At 69.0% G+C, this 13,299-nt stretch carries 12 protein-coding genes and 3 pseudogenes; 11 read left to right on the forward strand and 4 right to left on the reverse strand.

What is annotated here, in order from left to right; genetic code table 11:
* Both AOK17_RS04810 and AOK17_RS04815 read left to right on the forward strand, forming a co-directional pair.
* Positions 1 to 785, forward strand: a 785-nt coding sequence (locus AOK17_RS04810; RefSeq protein ID WP_055611034.1) for an ATP-binding cassette domain-containing protein, incomplete at its 5' end; no start/stop codon positions are given.
* Positions 782 to 1,930, forward strand: coding sequence for an aldose 1-epimerase (locus AOK17_RS04815; RefSeq protein WP_055611035.1), 1,149 nt, complete (start codon positions 782 to 784; stop codon positions 1,928 to 1,930). The genes AOK17_RS04810 and AOK17_RS04815, both read left to right, overlap by 4 nt.
* A 181-nt stretch (positions 1,931 to 2,111) precedes the next feature.
* Here AOK17_RS04815 and AOK17_RS04820 read toward each other — a convergent pair whose 3' ends face one another.
* A complete protein-coding gene (locus AOK17_RS04820; protein ID WP_055611036.1) occupies positions 2,112 to 2,942 on the reverse strand; it encodes a hypothetical protein in 831 nt (276 codons plus the stop codon).
* An 89-nt stretch (positions 2,943 to 3,031) separates the two neighbouring features.
* Complete coding sequence (locus tag AOK17_RS04825) at positions 3,032 to 3,664, reverse strand: RNA polymerase sigma factor (RefSeq protein WP_055611037.1); 633 nt, start codon at positions 3,662 to 3,664, stop codon at positions 3,032 to 3,034.
* A gap of 410 nt (positions 3,665 to 4,074) precedes the next feature.
* Between AOK17_RS04825 and AOK17_RS04830 the strand changes: the two genes are divergently transcribed.
* The 3 genes from AOK17_RS04830 to AOK17_RS04840 all read left to right on the forward strand — a co-directional run bounded on the left by AOK17_RS04830 (position 4,075) and on the right by AOK17_RS04840 (position 5,716).
* Positions 4,075 to 4,569, forward strand: coding sequence for a DUF1877 family protein (locus tag AOK17_RS04830; RefSeq protein WP_055611038.1), 495 nt, complete (start codon positions 4,075 to 4,077; stop codon positions 4,567 to 4,569).
* Positions 4,570 to 4,726: 157 nt separating this feature from the next.
* On the forward strand, positions 4,727 to 5,047 hold the full coding sequence (locus tag AOK17_RS04835) for a carboxymuconolactone decarboxylase family protein (RefSeq protein WP_055611039.1): 321 nt from the start codon (positions 4,727 to 4,729) through the stop codon (positions 5,045 to 5,047).
* A gap of 213 nt (positions 5,048 to 5,260) precedes the next feature.
* Entirely contained in the window at positions 5,261 to 5,716 is a 456-nt protein-coding gene (locus AOK17_RS04840; RefSeq protein WP_055611040.1) for a hypothetical protein, read from the forward strand.
* A 404-nt stretch (positions 5,717 to 6,120) separates the two neighbouring features.
* Here AOK17_RS04840 and AOK17_RS04845 read toward each other — a convergent pair whose 3' ends face one another.
* Positions 6,121 to 6,687 carry a Uma2 family endonuclease gene (locus tag AOK17_RS04845; RefSeq protein ID WP_055611041.1) on the reverse strand — a complete coding sequence of 189 codons (567 nt, stop codon included), beginning with the start codon at positions 6,685 to 6,687 and terminating at the stop codon, positions 6,121 to 6,123.
* Positions 6,688 to 7,203: 516 nt separating this feature from the next.
* Here AOK17_RS04845 and AOK17_RS04850 point away from each other — a divergent pair.
* Both AOK17_RS04850 and AOK17_RS04855 read left to right on the forward strand, forming a co-directional pair.
* Positions 7,204 to 9,513: a type I restriction-modification system subunit M/S gene (locus tag AOK17_RS04850; protein ID WP_055611042.1), complete on the forward strand. Its 2,310-nt coding sequence runs from the start codon at positions 7,204 to 7,206 to the stop codon at positions 9,511 to 9,513.
* 79 nt (positions 9,514 to 9,592) lie between these two features.
* On the forward strand, positions 9,593 to 9,814 hold the full coding sequence (locus AOK17_RS04855; RefSeq protein WP_055611043.1) for a hypothetical protein: 222 nt from the start codon (positions 9,593 to 9,595) through the stop codon (positions 9,812 to 9,814).
* A gap of 397 nt (positions 9,815 to 10,211) precedes the next feature.
* Here the strand turns inward: AOK17_RS04855 and AOK17_RS04860 are convergent, their stop codons facing one another.
* Positions 10,212 to 11,126: a transposase family protein gene (locus AOK17_RS04860; RefSeq protein ID WP_206190677.1), complete on the reverse strand. Its 915-nt coding sequence runs from the start codon at positions 11,124 to 11,126 to the stop codon at positions 10,212 to 10,214.
* 591 nt (positions 11,127 to 11,717) lie between these two features.
* On the opposite strand from AOK17_RS04860, the pseudogene AOK17_RS51940 reads away from it, so the two are divergent.
* The 4 genes and pseudogenes from AOK17_RS51940 to AOK17_RS04870 all read left to right on the forward strand — a co-directional run bounded on the left by AOK17_RS51940 (position 11,718) and on the right by AOK17_RS04870 (position 13,230).
* Positions 11,718 to 12,178 (forward strand): annotated as a pseudogene (locus tag AOK17_RS51940) (ATP-binding protein).
* An 8-nt stretch (positions 12,179 to 12,186) separates the two neighbouring features.
* Positions 12,187 to 12,354, forward strand: a pseudogene (locus tag AOK17_RS48000) (DUF2637 domain-containing protein); the annotation flags it as partial.
* 50 nt (positions 12,355 to 12,404) lie between these two features.
* Positions 12,405 to 12,638, forward strand: a pseudogene (locus AOK17_RS04865) (tyrosine-type recombinase/integrase); the annotation flags it as partial.
* A gap of 52 nt (positions 12,639 to 12,690) precedes the next feature.
* Positions 12,691 to 13,230 (forward strand): GNAT family N-acetyltransferase, encoded by a 540-nt coding sequence (locus AOK17_RS04870; RefSeq protein WP_055611044.1) that lies wholly within the window; start codon positions 12,691 to 12,693, stop codon positions 13,228 to 13,230.
* Positions 13,231 to 13,299 lie beyond the last annotated feature (69 nt).

Genomic DNA, 13,299 nt, shown 5'->3' on the forward strand with positions numbered 1-13,299 from the left:
CCCCCAAGCCCGCCACCGCCCCCGTCCTCGAGGCCAAGGGCCTGGTCAAGGTCTTCGGCCGGGTCATCGGCCTGAACGACGTCGACCTCACCCTCTACCCCGGCGAGGTCCTGGCCGTCATCGGCGACAACGGCGCCGGCAAGTCCACCCTGATCAAGTGCCTTTCCGGGGCGCTCGTCCCGGACCGGGGCAGCATCCTGGTCGACGGCTCCGAGGTGAACTTCAAGCGGCCTCAGGACGCCCGAGAGGCCGGCATCGAGACGGTCTACCAGACCCTCGCCGTGGCCCCGGCGCTGGACATCGCCAGCAATCTGTTCCTCGCCCGCGAGATCCGCCGCAAGGGTGTGCTCGGCTCGGTGTTCCGCATGCTCGACACCGGCGAGATGAGGCGTCAGGCGTCCGACCACATCAAGCGGCTGGGCATCGGCACCCTGCAGAACATCAACCAGGCCGTGGAGACGCTCTCGGGCGGCCAGCGGCAGTCGGTGGCCGTAGCCCGGACGGCGATCTTCGGCGGCAGGGTCGTCATCCTCGACGAACCCACAGCCGCCCTCGGCGTCCGCGAGACGGGCCAGGTGCTCAAGCTCGTCCGCGACCTGCGCGACCAGGGCCTCGGCGTCATCCTGATCAGCCACAACATGCCCAACGTCTTCGATGTCGCCGACCGCATCCACATCCAGCGCCTCGGCGGCTGCGCCGGGGTCATCACCCCGCGGTCGCACTCCATGGAGGACGCGGTGGCCATCATGACGGGGGCGAAGAAGCTCGTACCGGAAGCCGGGTGAAAGGCAGGGGCCGGGGCGGTGGCGGTACGGCAGACACGTTCCGGATCGCGGAGGGCCGCCTCGGCGACGAACCCACGGTGACCGTCTCCGCGCCGGACGGCCAGGCGCGCGCCACCCTCGCCCTGCGCGGGGCGACGCTGTTGAGCTGGCAGGTCGCACGCGGAGCACCCGGGCAGCTCACGGACTCGACGGACCGGACGGAACTGACGGACGGCTACCGCGACGAGACGGAACTGACGGAGCTGACGGACCGCTACTCCGACGAGGCGGAACTCACGGAGCTGACGGACGGCTACCGCGACGAGGCGGAACTGCTGTCGCAGGACGGCGTACGGGCGGGCCTGCTCGCCCCGTTCCCCAACCGCGTCGCCGACGGCCGCTACCACCACGACGGCCACGACCACGACCTGCTGCCCGGCGTCGTCGGGGACCGCCTGATCTACCACGGGTTCGCGCGCGAAGCGCCGTTCCGGATCGTCGAGGCCACCGCGACGGCCGACTCGGCGCGACTACTGCTGCGCAGCACGAGCATCAGACCGGGCCGCTACCCCGGCTACCCGTTCGCGCTCGACCTGGACGTGGAGTACACGATCGGCCGCCGCGAGCTGGGCATCGAGATCCGAGCGCGGAACGTGGGCGGGACCACCGCCCCCTACGCCTCGGGCTGGCACCCCTACTTCACCCTCTCCCGCCCCCGCCCCATCGACGACCTGGTCCTCCAGATCCCCGCCGACACCCTGATCCGCACAGACGCCTCCCTCATCCCCCTGCCCGGAAAGGAGTCCCTGCTGCCCCTGGACCGCTGCCCCGACCTGGACTTCCGTACGCCCAGAAGACTCGGCGACGCGGTCATCGACGCCTGCTTCGCGGACCTGGCCCCCGGACCCGACGGCCGGACCGAGACGGTACTGAGCGACCCCGCGACCGGAGCCGAACTACGGGTGTGGCAGCACGGCGGGTACATGCACGTCTTCACAGGCGACACCCTGGCCCGCGACCGGCGCGCCTCCATCGCCCTGGAACCCGTCGAGACGACGACCGACGCCTTCAACCGCCCCGAACACGCCACCGCCCTGTCCCTGGAGCCCGGCCGGCAACGGGAATTCCGCTTCGGCGTCACGTACCTGCACGCGTACCTGCCCTGACACCGGCTCGGCCTCAACCCGGACAAACCTGGAGAACGGACAACCCCCGGGCCGATGGCCTGGGGGTTCGTGCTGGAGCGGGTGACGAGAATCGAACTCGCACTCTCAGTTCAGGAAGCGACGGCACTTGGGCGGCTGCATGGGTGAGGGTGAGTGGCCCGGCCGCCGAGGGGCGCAGCGGTTACTCGCCCTTCCCGCCGCTTGCCTGGCCGTTGCCGGCCCCGTTGTCCGCGCCGTCGGCGTCGTTGCCGGAATTCCCGTTGCCCGACGTGCCGTTGTTCCTGGACGTGCCGGCGTTCCCCGCCGTGCCCGCACCGGCGTCCGCGGCGCCCTCACCGGGATTGCCCGTGTCGTCGCCGGACCTGCCCGGTGCGGCTGTCGCCGTCGCCGGCCGCTCGGCGCAGTACGCGGCGACCTTCCCCTCGCCGCCCGCCGCCGCGACGAGTCGCTGCCAGGCCGTCGAGTCGAGCGCCTTGCCGCGATCCTTGACGTGCTCGTAGGCGCGGCAGTGGGCCTCGGTGTCCTGGGCGGCGGCCGGGCCGTCCGTCGGTCCGACGCCGCCGGAGGAAGCCGACGAGGTCTCACCGCTCGGCCGGGCCGGGGCGGACACCGAGGGGTGCGCGGTCTTCCGGCCGGCACCGGCGCCGTCCGTGGACGAGCCGGCCGAACCGATGGCCGCGACCGCGACACCGCCCAGGGCGAGGCTGGTGAACACGGCGGCGAACGTCGTCTTCACAGGGCGCCCGGTTCGCCGCTCCGCGGGCAGCCGCCAGTCGTCCCGGCGCCGGGTACGCGCCCGGTGCGCGTCCGTGCCACGGGTGGCCCGGAAGGCGGCCACGGCCCGCTGCTCGGCCTCGGGGGCGAGATCGGCTCCGCGCAGGAGGGTGGCCAGCGCCGTCTCCAGCGCGATGTCGTCATGCTCGTCCCACACGTCCCACGGGGCGGACACGGCGTCGCCAGGGTGCACACCTCGACGGCCCGGCACTCCGTCGCCGCTCAGCCGGTCACCCATGTCCGCTTCCGTTCCTGTCCGACATGTTCGATTCACCTGGCGTTCCGGGCCCTGCTGCCCGTCCGCCGGCCCACTGCCGCGGGCGTCGTTCACTTCGACTCCCCCAGCGTCCGGGACGCCTCATCCGTCACACCCTCTGCCGCCTGGCCCCCGACGCCCAACTGGTGGGCGAGGCGTCTCAGCCCTCGGTGGGCGGCGGTGCGCACCGCTCCCGGGCGCTTGCCGAGGACGCGCGCGGCGGCGGTACCGTCCAGGCCGACGACGACTCGCAGGAGTACGGCCTCGGCCTGGTCCTTCGGCAGCCCGCGGACCAGTTCCAGGGCCCGCTCGGTGGAGAGGGTCTCCAGTGCCTCGTCATGGGTGCTGTGCGGGCCGGGCAGGTTCAGTACGTCCTGTTCGGTCCCTCCCGACCGGGGCCGCACGCGCTGGCGGCGCAGATGGTCCAGTGCCCGGTGCCGGGCGATGGTCGCCGTCCAGCCGCGGAAACCGGCCCCGTCCCCCTTGAACCGTCCCAGGTCACGGGCGATCTCCAGCCAGGCGTCGGACGCCACGTCCTCCGCGTCCTCGCCGACGAATCCGCGCAGATAGCCGAGCAGGCCCGGCTGCACGATCCGGTACGCGACCGCGAAGGCGGTCTCGTCCCCGTCCTGGGCCCGCGCGACCGCCGCGCCCAATTCCCCGTCGTACGTCTGTACGCGGCGGGGTTGCCGTGCCTGGCCCAAGACTGTCCTCGTTCGCACCTGGTTCAAAGCGATTCCGTTCCGTCCGACGAGCCCCGTTGGCATCGACGGCCCCATTGGGACCAGCGCGCGTTCTCACGGAAGTGTCACAACGCATCACGCGTCCCTCACGTGGTCGTCGGAGCGCCTGCCGCGTGGGTGACGAAGCCGCGAGGGCCGCCGCCGGCTCCAAGGAAACGCCGACGTAAGGACGTTGAGCCGATCCGTACGCCGATCCGTACGCCGGGCCGGACGGCGTTGCGGCTCAGCAACGCCCGGCGAATCCGGTGATGGGTGATGGGTGATCGGTGATGGGTGATCGCCAGGCCGGACATCGGTGCCAAGACCGCTCCCGGAACGCGGCGTGCACCGGGCGGAGTGACGCTCCGGTGTCCCCGTGCGCTCCCTCTGTGATGAGCCTCTACTTTCCTTTGCGAGCGGTGCCGCCCCCGGCACTGCGCAACAGCGCGACCTGGCTGGAACGGCTGTTCGGGGACGCCTCGGACACCGCCCGGCACCGCGTCGACCGGCACCGCGAGGATGTGCTGGACAGTCGATATCTGGACCAGGAACTCCTCTACGCCGGCGATCCCCCGCACCGCGCGGAGCATCGACCCCAGGCCCAGGTGGTGCTCGGCGGTCGGCCGGTGTTCCACCCCGATCGGTACAAGCCGCCGTTCCTGGTGCTGACGGCGGGCCAGGCGCAACGGGTGTCCAGGTTCCTGACGATGGCCGACTTCGACGCGCTGTGGGTCTTCGCCCGCGACGAACTGCTGCCGCGCTACGGCGGCGTCGCCGCAGAGCCCGACACCCGGGGCATTTTCGCGGCGGCGCATCGGGAGCTGACGGAGTTCTACACGCAGACGGCCGCGCGCGGGGACGCGGTGGTGAAGTGGCTGCCGACCTGAAGCACGCGGGCTCGGTGGATGCGGTCCGGCTCCCCGCGCGTCCTGCCCGGAACGCTTCTACGGTTGAAGCAGAGCGTGGCGCCGGCGGATGCCCGTTCTGTCCGCCTCGGCCACACCCCGTCCTGGCGCCGTCAGCGCCTGAAGGAGGCCACCCGGCATGTCCACAGCATCCGACACCCCTGTCCTGGACACCCTCGCCGCCATGACCGTCGACTCTCTTGAGCGCTGCGGTCTCCCCCCGGACACCCTCATCCTCACTCGCATTGCCGCGCTCGCGGCCTCGGACGCGCCCCCCATCTCCTACCTCGCCCACATCGACCCAGCCCTCAGGGCCGACCTGACCGCCGCTCAGCTGCAGGATGTCCTGGTTGCCATCGCCCCCATCGTGGGCACAGCGCGAGTGATGACGGCGGCGGGCAACATCGCCGAGGCGCTGGGTGTCGCGATCGCGGTCGCCGACGCCGAGGCCAGGGGCTGAGAAGGGACAGACACCCAGCGGTCACCGCGCGTCCGATGTCCCGCCGTCCACAGCCGCGGCGCAGCGACGGGGCGCGTCGGCGGCCCGGTCGGTCCTGGTGAACGAGGCACCCGCAGCGACTGACTCGTGCGGGTTACCCGGAATGCGGACGGACGCGATCATCCCTTCACTGGAGTCGTCGGCCTCTGCCCGCTGAACCACCAGGAGGGCAAAATGCCCCGCCCCAAGGGCCTGCTGCTGTTGACGGCGGTGGTTTGCTGCGCCGCCGTGCTCACCGGTTGCTCGGACGACGACACTCCCTCTTCGGTGTCGTCGGCCGCCGGCGAGGCCGTCTCGTCGGCTTTCGCGTCGGCGACGGCGAAAGCGGGCCGCGAGCTGGACGAGATCAAGAGCGGCGTGGACGTGAAGTCCGACGTGAAGCTTGCCGAACCGGGCAAGGACAACGACGGCCGGGCGACCGTCGAGATCACCGCCGCCAACACGACGGATTCCTCCAAGTCCTTCGCGGTCCAGGTCGACTTCACCGACACCAGCGGCAACCGGCTCGACGTGGTCGTCGTCACCGTGTCTGGCGTGGCCGCAGACAAGACCGGCACGGCGACGGCCCGCAGCAACCGCGAACTGTCGGGCGAGGTGAAGACGGAAGTGGCGCGGGCGGTGCGGTACTAGTGCCGGCATCCTCCATCCATTGAATTGAACGGCCTGGACAACAAAGAACCCCCGGGTCAATGACCTGGGGGTTTATGGAGCGGGTGACGAGAATCGAACTCGCACTCTCAGCTTGGGAAGCGACAGCGCCCGGGTGGTCGCGCCGCCTCTGACCTGCGGGTACGCGCTCAATGATGATGGTGTGGTCCTTTGGGACGCACCTCTGTCGACTGTGAGTGCCCGATCTGAAGGGCACGCGGTGGGCACGGCATCGCCGAGCGGTCCGATCAGAGGCGCGGAGACGTCCGCGCAGGCTCTACGCCTCCGTGTTCCGGTCGCTCGAAGAACTTCGGTTGCTTTCGCGCACGACCGCCGGAGCCTTTCGGGCGTAGCGCCGCAACCTCTCTGCCTGCCCTGCGGCCCTTTCAGACCTGGCTGAGGTCGATCTCCACGGTGAAGGGGGCGGCGACCTTCACGACTCCAGCGAACACGTCCCCGTCCCGGTAGGTCTTCGTCGCGGGGTCGAGTAGGTAGGTGTACACCAGCGGTGTGCCCGTCGCGGCCTGCTCGATCCGCCAGTAGAAGCAGATGCCCGCCTTGGCGTACTGGTCGACCTTCACGATCCGGTCGGTGGTCTCCGAGCCGGGTGACACCACCTCGGCCACCAGCAGCACGTGCTCGGGCCGGGTGGGCACGACGTCGATCGTGTCAGCGCGATAGACGATGACATCGGGGCGGCGGTTGGTGAGGGGTACGTCCTGCAGTCGGACGTCGAAGTCTGTGTCGGCGTTCCAGTCGGGGCCCGCGGCGGCGTCCAGGGAGTTCGCCAGGATCCGGGCCAGCCGGTTGTGCCGCTTGGATGCGCTGGGGCTCACGACGACCATTCCGTCCACGATCTCGATACCGGCGCACTGCTCCTCGGACCACGACTCGTATTCCTCCGCCGTGATCTGCTCGTGCATCCACGCCGGGGCCACCATCTCGGCAGTCATGACATGCCTCCCGGACACTGTGCGGCGGGCCTGATCCCGCTGGGCTCAGCGTACTGTCCCCACCTCGCGTACGCGTCTGACGCGTCGGGCGGGTCCATCCGCGGTGGGACGGACCTGCCAAGAGGCTGCGGCGTCTGTGTCGGTGCAATCCGGCGATGCAGGTGTGGAACTGGTCGGCGGGCGGTGGCCGACCACGAGCAGGCCGTCGAGGCGGCGGGGAGGCACGAGGGGGGCTACGGCAGCCCTGTACGCAAGTGACGTGCGAGAAGACTGACCCGAGTTTTCTGTTAACCCCTGTAATCGAAGAAGCTGAGGAGGGAATCCGGCTGCAGGGTCGTTACTGAGCCCTTTTTCAACCATTTTCTACGTCTCTGTTGCGACCGTCGCGGGATGGGTGCCTACCGCGCTGCGGAGGTAGACAGCATGAGCACTGTGAATGCGCGTTTGATTCGTCCGTCTCTTTCCTCGTACGGTCTTCACGTCGAAAGCTCAGCCGGCCAAACAACAGGAGTCGACGTGCAGTTGGCGCACGAGGAACAGATCGGTCTTGTCACCCGAACTCAGATCGCTGAACGTGCGGGCGTGGAGCGTCCGGCCGTGTCGAACTGGGCCCGGCGGCACAGAGACTTTCCCACCCCTGTGCGCTCCGGTGATACGGAGCTCTTCCACGAGGCCGAGATCGCGCGGTGGCTGATGAACCGCACCGTTCCTCAACCGCAGTTGCTCGAAGGGGAGCAGGCGGGAACCACTTACGCCGACCGATTCCGCCGGGCCAGCGGTGACCGACTGCCTGCGGAGTCGAAAGCCGTGCGTAGTGCTCCGCACATCCGGGCCGAGGACAAGAAGGCCGTCGATCAGTTGATGGACCGACTCGCGGACCGGGTCCGAGGCCCGGCTCCGATGGCGGACTTCGTGAATCTCTGTCTCATCGTGATGTACGTACGACATGCGGATCCGGAGCGGTGGAGCCGGATCGAGGAGGTCATGTCGGCAGGCCAAGGGGCCCGAGACGTGCAATCGCTGCTCCGTTCCCTCGGCGACATGGCGCAGGACACGCTGCGCCGGAACGGTGACCGCACCGACATGCGCAGCAGCTTGCTGCAACTGGAACCACGGAGCTGGGACGACCTCACCACGGCAGTACGGACGGCGGCAGGTACAGGCGTGGGCGCATTCCAGCTCGTATGGGAGTCTTTCAGCGCCCGGGACGGGCTGCAGAGCTCGGAGTTCTGCAGCCCGGTGGGTCTGGCCTTGTTGTCCGCGGCACTCGTACTGACCCCGGGACAACAGACCACGGTGCTCGACCCCTATATGAGGGGAGGAGAGATGCTGGCGGCCGCGTATCGCCACATCGGAGGCGCACGGGGGACCGTGTACGGCGAGACCCTCGACGGCCGACTGCAAGCGGTCGCCAGTCTGTACCTTCTCCACCTCGGCGTACGGCCGAAGCTGACCAGCACGCGGTCCGATCGTTGGCCACCGAACCGCGAACACGGTGTCGACGTGGTGCTGACGAACCCTCCGTTCAACATGAGCGACGCACCCGGCCCCGGGCGCCGGACGGGAAACTGGCCGTACGGATCACCACCACAGGGCAATGACAATTTCGCCTGGGTGCAGTACGCGCTGGGCGCGCTGGTTCCCGGCGGTCGCGCGGTGGTGGTCATGCCGGTCAAGGCGGGCAACTCGGTGAACAGCGCCGAGCGCGAGATCCGCCGCGCCCTTGTCCGTGGGTGGGCTGTGGAGTGCGTCATCACGGTGCCGTCCCATCTGTTCTCCGCGACGCCCGTGCCGGTCTCCCTGTGGGTCCTGCGCCGAGCGGATCATTCGGTGAGGGAGGGCATCCTGTTCGTCGACGCCCAGGAGTTGGGGGCGAAGGTCCGACGTCGACGAGTACTGCGGGACACGGATCGGGACGCGATCACGGCCGTGGTCCGCCCGTGGCTCGACGGGGAGCAGTGCCCGGACAGCGAGCACGCGGTGCGTGCTGCCGAGCGAGGCTTCTCAGCAGTCGTCGTGGCCCGCGAGGTCGTCGCCGACGAGGAGTGTTCACTCCGCCCCGCCGATTATCTGGGGAGCGGGAATTACGGCGCTGCTCCCGGCACGGCCCAATTGCGCGAAGCCGGCGAGGAGGCGGCGAAGCATGCGGACACGCTTCGTCTGCTGGAGCGGCGAGCGGGGGAAACAGGGAGCGGCTACCGCACGGGTACGGGACCCGGCGGCTGGAACGAGACAGTGCTCAAGAATCTGTGCGAGATCCAACCCGGCCCGTCATACACCCGCCTACCAGCAGTGGCACGCACGGCGGACGCCGGCATTCCGCTCGTCTTCCCGCAGGATCTCGTTGAAGGGAGGATCGCGGACGAGACCAGGAACCGCGTGCCGTGGAAGACGGCCGAGCGCTTCAAGAAGTTCGAGTTGCTCCCTGACGACATTGTCTGCGTACGCACGGGTGCGCAGCAGCAACCCGCGCTGGTCTCCGGCTCGCAGGCCGGGTGGCTGCTCAGCTCGAACGTGATGCGTCTGCGTGTCCGCCTGAATGTCGAGATCGACCCTCTGTACCTCCATGCCTACCTGAGCCTCAGCTACGCGCGCGAGTGGATGTCCCACCGCGCAGCAGCCACGGCAGCCCCCTCGTTGAGCTCCGCGGCTCTGGGCCACCTTCCCGTGCGCTTTCCGCCGCTCGGGCAGCAGCGGCGGAGCGTGGGTCTCCTCGGTGAACTCGGCCGACGCGCCGACGCCTATGCCTCGTACGCCTCGGCGCTTGATCGGCTGCGAGCCGAGCTCGCCGAACACCTGCTGCACGGCTCGGTCGAGCCGCTGTGATGGCCTGCCACCCCTGATCTCCCTCTACGCGTCCCTCTCCTTACTCCTTCTCGCTCGTGCCCTCGAAAGGATCGAGTCCATGCCCGAATCGACAGCGCGTTCCGGACATACGTGGCAGCTGTGGCTGGCGCTGTACGTCGCCTGCTCCATGGTGGTCGGACTCTTCGTGAGCCTGTTGGTCCTCCGGTCAGGCGTTGACACGACTGATGTCGTTCTGGCAGGGGGAGGCGGCTTCGCCACCTCCTTCGCCCTGTGCCTCGCACTACCCGCGGCTGTGCGCGAACTCAAACGACAGAGCTGACCCGCACCGGTCGTCCGCGCGGCTGAGCCCGGTCGGCCGCGATCCTCGAGTCACGAATGCGGCGGAGCCGGCGACGGCCTTCCGTAACGGCTCTGCGACCACCCCAGATACTTACCCTGCAGATCCCAGGCAACACGAAAGCTCCAGATCCCTGACCTGGGGCTTTTGCGTGGAATACATGGAGCGGGTGACGAGAATCGAACTCGCACTCTCAGCTTGGGAAGCTACGGCGCTTGCGTGGCCGAATAGCTTCTGACCTGGGCATATACCTCCTGGCGTGGCGCCCGACGGTGCAGGATCGCACCGCTGTCGACAGTCGTTGACCGGTCTTACGGGCACGCTAACGAGTTGGTGCGTGATACCGGGTGAAGCATGTTTGGCCTGGTCGTGACCCGTTTCAGACGTTGACGGTGCGGTCGGATACGAGGCTGGCGATGGCGCGGTAGGTGTCGGACAGGCGGTCGCGGCGGTGGGTCCAGCGCATCAGCTGCTTCCAACGTTTGTGGTCAGCGAGGGCGTGTTCGACGGTGATGCGGTCGGAGGAGTGCCAGTGGCGGTCGCGTTCCCACTGTTCGACCCTGCTGGGCGGTGCTCCCGGCCGCGGTTTTCTGGGCGGGGTGATCGCTTGCCCGCGGTGGTCGCGGCTCAGGCCGAGATAGCCGTCGTCCAGCAGGACCTCGACGTCGGGAAAGTGCTGGAAGCAGTCGGCGATGCCCTCGTTGCGAGCGGCCGTGGCGTCGTGCATACGACCAGGTCGCAGGGCATCGGTCCATAACGTGCGACCCCGCCAGTCGGCGATGACGGTGGCCTTCATGGTGTTCTGCTTCTTCTTCCCGGAAACGAATGCGCGTCGGCCGCCGCGTCCGGCCGGTGGCCGACGGACCTGGATCTCGGTGGCGTCCAGGCGCAGCTCGATGCCTTCGGCCTGGGCGTAGGCGAACACATCCGTCAGCGTCCGAAGACGCAGGCCGGGACGGTCGGGGACCGCGCATCCTTGCTCGGCCAGGAGCGGACGTATCTCTCCGATCGCGCGGGTGATGGTGGAGCGGTCGACGCCGAACAGCAGTCCCAGCACCGCGTGCGACAGGTCGTGGCGTAGATGGATCAGCGTGGCCACCAGCCGGTCGACGAACACCAGCTGGTGGTGGGCGCCGGCACCCTCGGCCCGCTTGCGGATTCCGCCCCGCGCAGCGTGACGGCGGCCTTCAAGGCCGGCCTGCCATGGCGCCGCCAACTCCTCGATCAGGCAAGCGAGATGACGCCGAGAGAGCCCCGTGAACAGCCGATGCGCCAGTACCGCCCGATTGACCATGATCGCCACAGTCGGATCGTGCCACCGGCCCGGCCCTGAGCCTCACCCGCTATCACGCACCAACTCGTTAGACGGCCTCGCGCTGCGGTCTGGATGCGGACGCTGAGAATCGGCGGACCGTCTCTGATGCCCTGGTCACCGGCCCCGGGGGTATCCGTATCGGCTGGGAGATTCAGTACCATCACATCAGTCCCAGCAGTGTCCATCGCCGGTCCATCAACGCCGTTCAGCACGAGATCACACCCTTGTGGGTGGCGAGGGACCGCACGGCCTCGCTGATCGACCGGGCGCGGTGGGCCCGCATGGACGGCATGCCGTGAAAGGCCATCACCGACGGCAAGGAGATGGTGATCCGCGGTGAGTACTGCTACTTCCAGGTCTGGAAGTGCGTGCCCAGCAGCGATCGACACCGCCCGCTGTCCGAGGGCGCCGGCCACTGCGGCGGGATCCATGCCGACTGGTTCCTGCCCGCGCTGTGCCAGTCGGAGAAGAAGCCCATCCATATCGAGGAGCTTGTTCCCTCCAGCGCGACGGGGGAGAGCGTGCCCGGCTACGTCCCCAATCGGGGCAACGGCCGGGCAGGCAAGGCACATGTGGGTCCCGGCGGACGACTGCGAGTTATGGCGGGAGCTGGTCGGAGAGAAGGTGCCGCACCCGGCGCCGGAGTCCGTACCCCGGGCCCGGAGCTGGTTCCGGAAGTTCATCGTCGCGTACAACCCGGCCTGCTCGATCGACGACTGCACGCTGACGGTCTCGGAACTGGTCACCAACGCCATTCTCTACGGGCGGGCGGATGAACCCTGGCTTGTGCGTGTTGAGTGGTACCGCGTGGAGACGTCGCTGCGGATCGAGGTGCACAACCCGGAGTTCCCGGCAAACGTGCGACTGCGGCGCCCAGAGGTCAGCGAGGCACACGGACGGGCCTATTCCTGGTCGACGCCATCGCCGACTCATGGCACTCCGGGCCCAGTCGATTCGGCGGGACCGTGGTCTCCGCCGTGGTGGCCGGTGCCTGGCCGTCGAACGAAGGATTCGGCCCCCTTCTCCTGTGAGTGTGCAAGCCCGACCCTCCACACCTCCTGTCCCGCCCGCGCTCGTCGCCCTGGCGCACAAGGTCGCCGACGAACACCGCGCCCGGACCGGAACCGCCATCGACACCCCGACGCTTCGCGCCCGCTTCGGCGTCCCCGCACCGCTCGGCGAAGCCATCGCCGCTCAACTCACCTGATCCCGGAAGACTTTCCACCTCGCGCCCGACCACGCTCCGCGCGCTCAAGCTTCTACGACCTTCGTCACACAGGGCACACACCCTCGACCCGCTCGGGTGCCACTCTCAAGGACCCGATGGTCCGAGCCGGACAGTCCGCCGAGAAGGCCGCGTTGATCTATCAGCACTCCGACGACGAGCGGCAGCGCGAGGTGGCGGCTGGGCTCGACGGGATGGTGCGCGCCGAGGGTGCGAAGCACCACAAGGGCGACCCTGCGCACCGCAAACAGAAGCCCACCGGGTAGCTAAGCCTTCTCTCTCGGAGCGCTCTCGTGGGCGAGGGATAGGTTGCTCGCCATGACTGAACTCGGACCCGTGGTCTGGCCACCTGCCCCGATCAGAACCGAACGGCTCGTGCTCCGCGAGGCCGAGGCCCGGGACCGCGCGGCGTTCGTCGAGCTGCTCGCCTCGCCGGAGGTGCACACCTACCTCGGAGGTCCCCGGCCGCGTGACGAGCTTGCGCGCGAGATACCCGAGGTGCCCGAGCGGTGGCCGGGGAGTTTCGTCGTCGATCTCGACGGGGCGATGATCGGCCAGATCCTGCTCAGGAGAGCACCGGGGCACCATCGCCCGGCCGCCGCGGGGAAGGTCGATCTCGGTTACCTGTTCCTGCCGCAGGCATGGGGATTCGGGTACGCCGCCGAGGCGTGCGCGGCGGCACTCGACTGGTTCGACGGCGTCCTTCACGGCGAGCCGGTGGTGCTCGCCACCCAGACCGCCAACGTCGGCTCGATGCGCCTCGCGGCAAAGCTGGGGTTCACCGAGGTGGAGCGGTTCCGGGCCTGGGACGCTGAGCAGTGGCTCGGCATGCGGTCCCCGGCCCCGCCGTCCGATTGAGCCATAGCCCAGCCCTTATGGTGCGGTTTTGGTGCGCCACCCGCCCACCGGCCTGGACAACAAAGAACC

The organism is Streptomyces phaeochromogenes (genome assembly GCF_001418655.1).
In the GTDB taxonomy this organism is placed as follows: domain Bacteria; phylum Actinomycetota; class Actinomycetes; order Streptomycetales; family Streptomycetaceae; genus Streptomyces; species Streptomyces phaeochromogenes.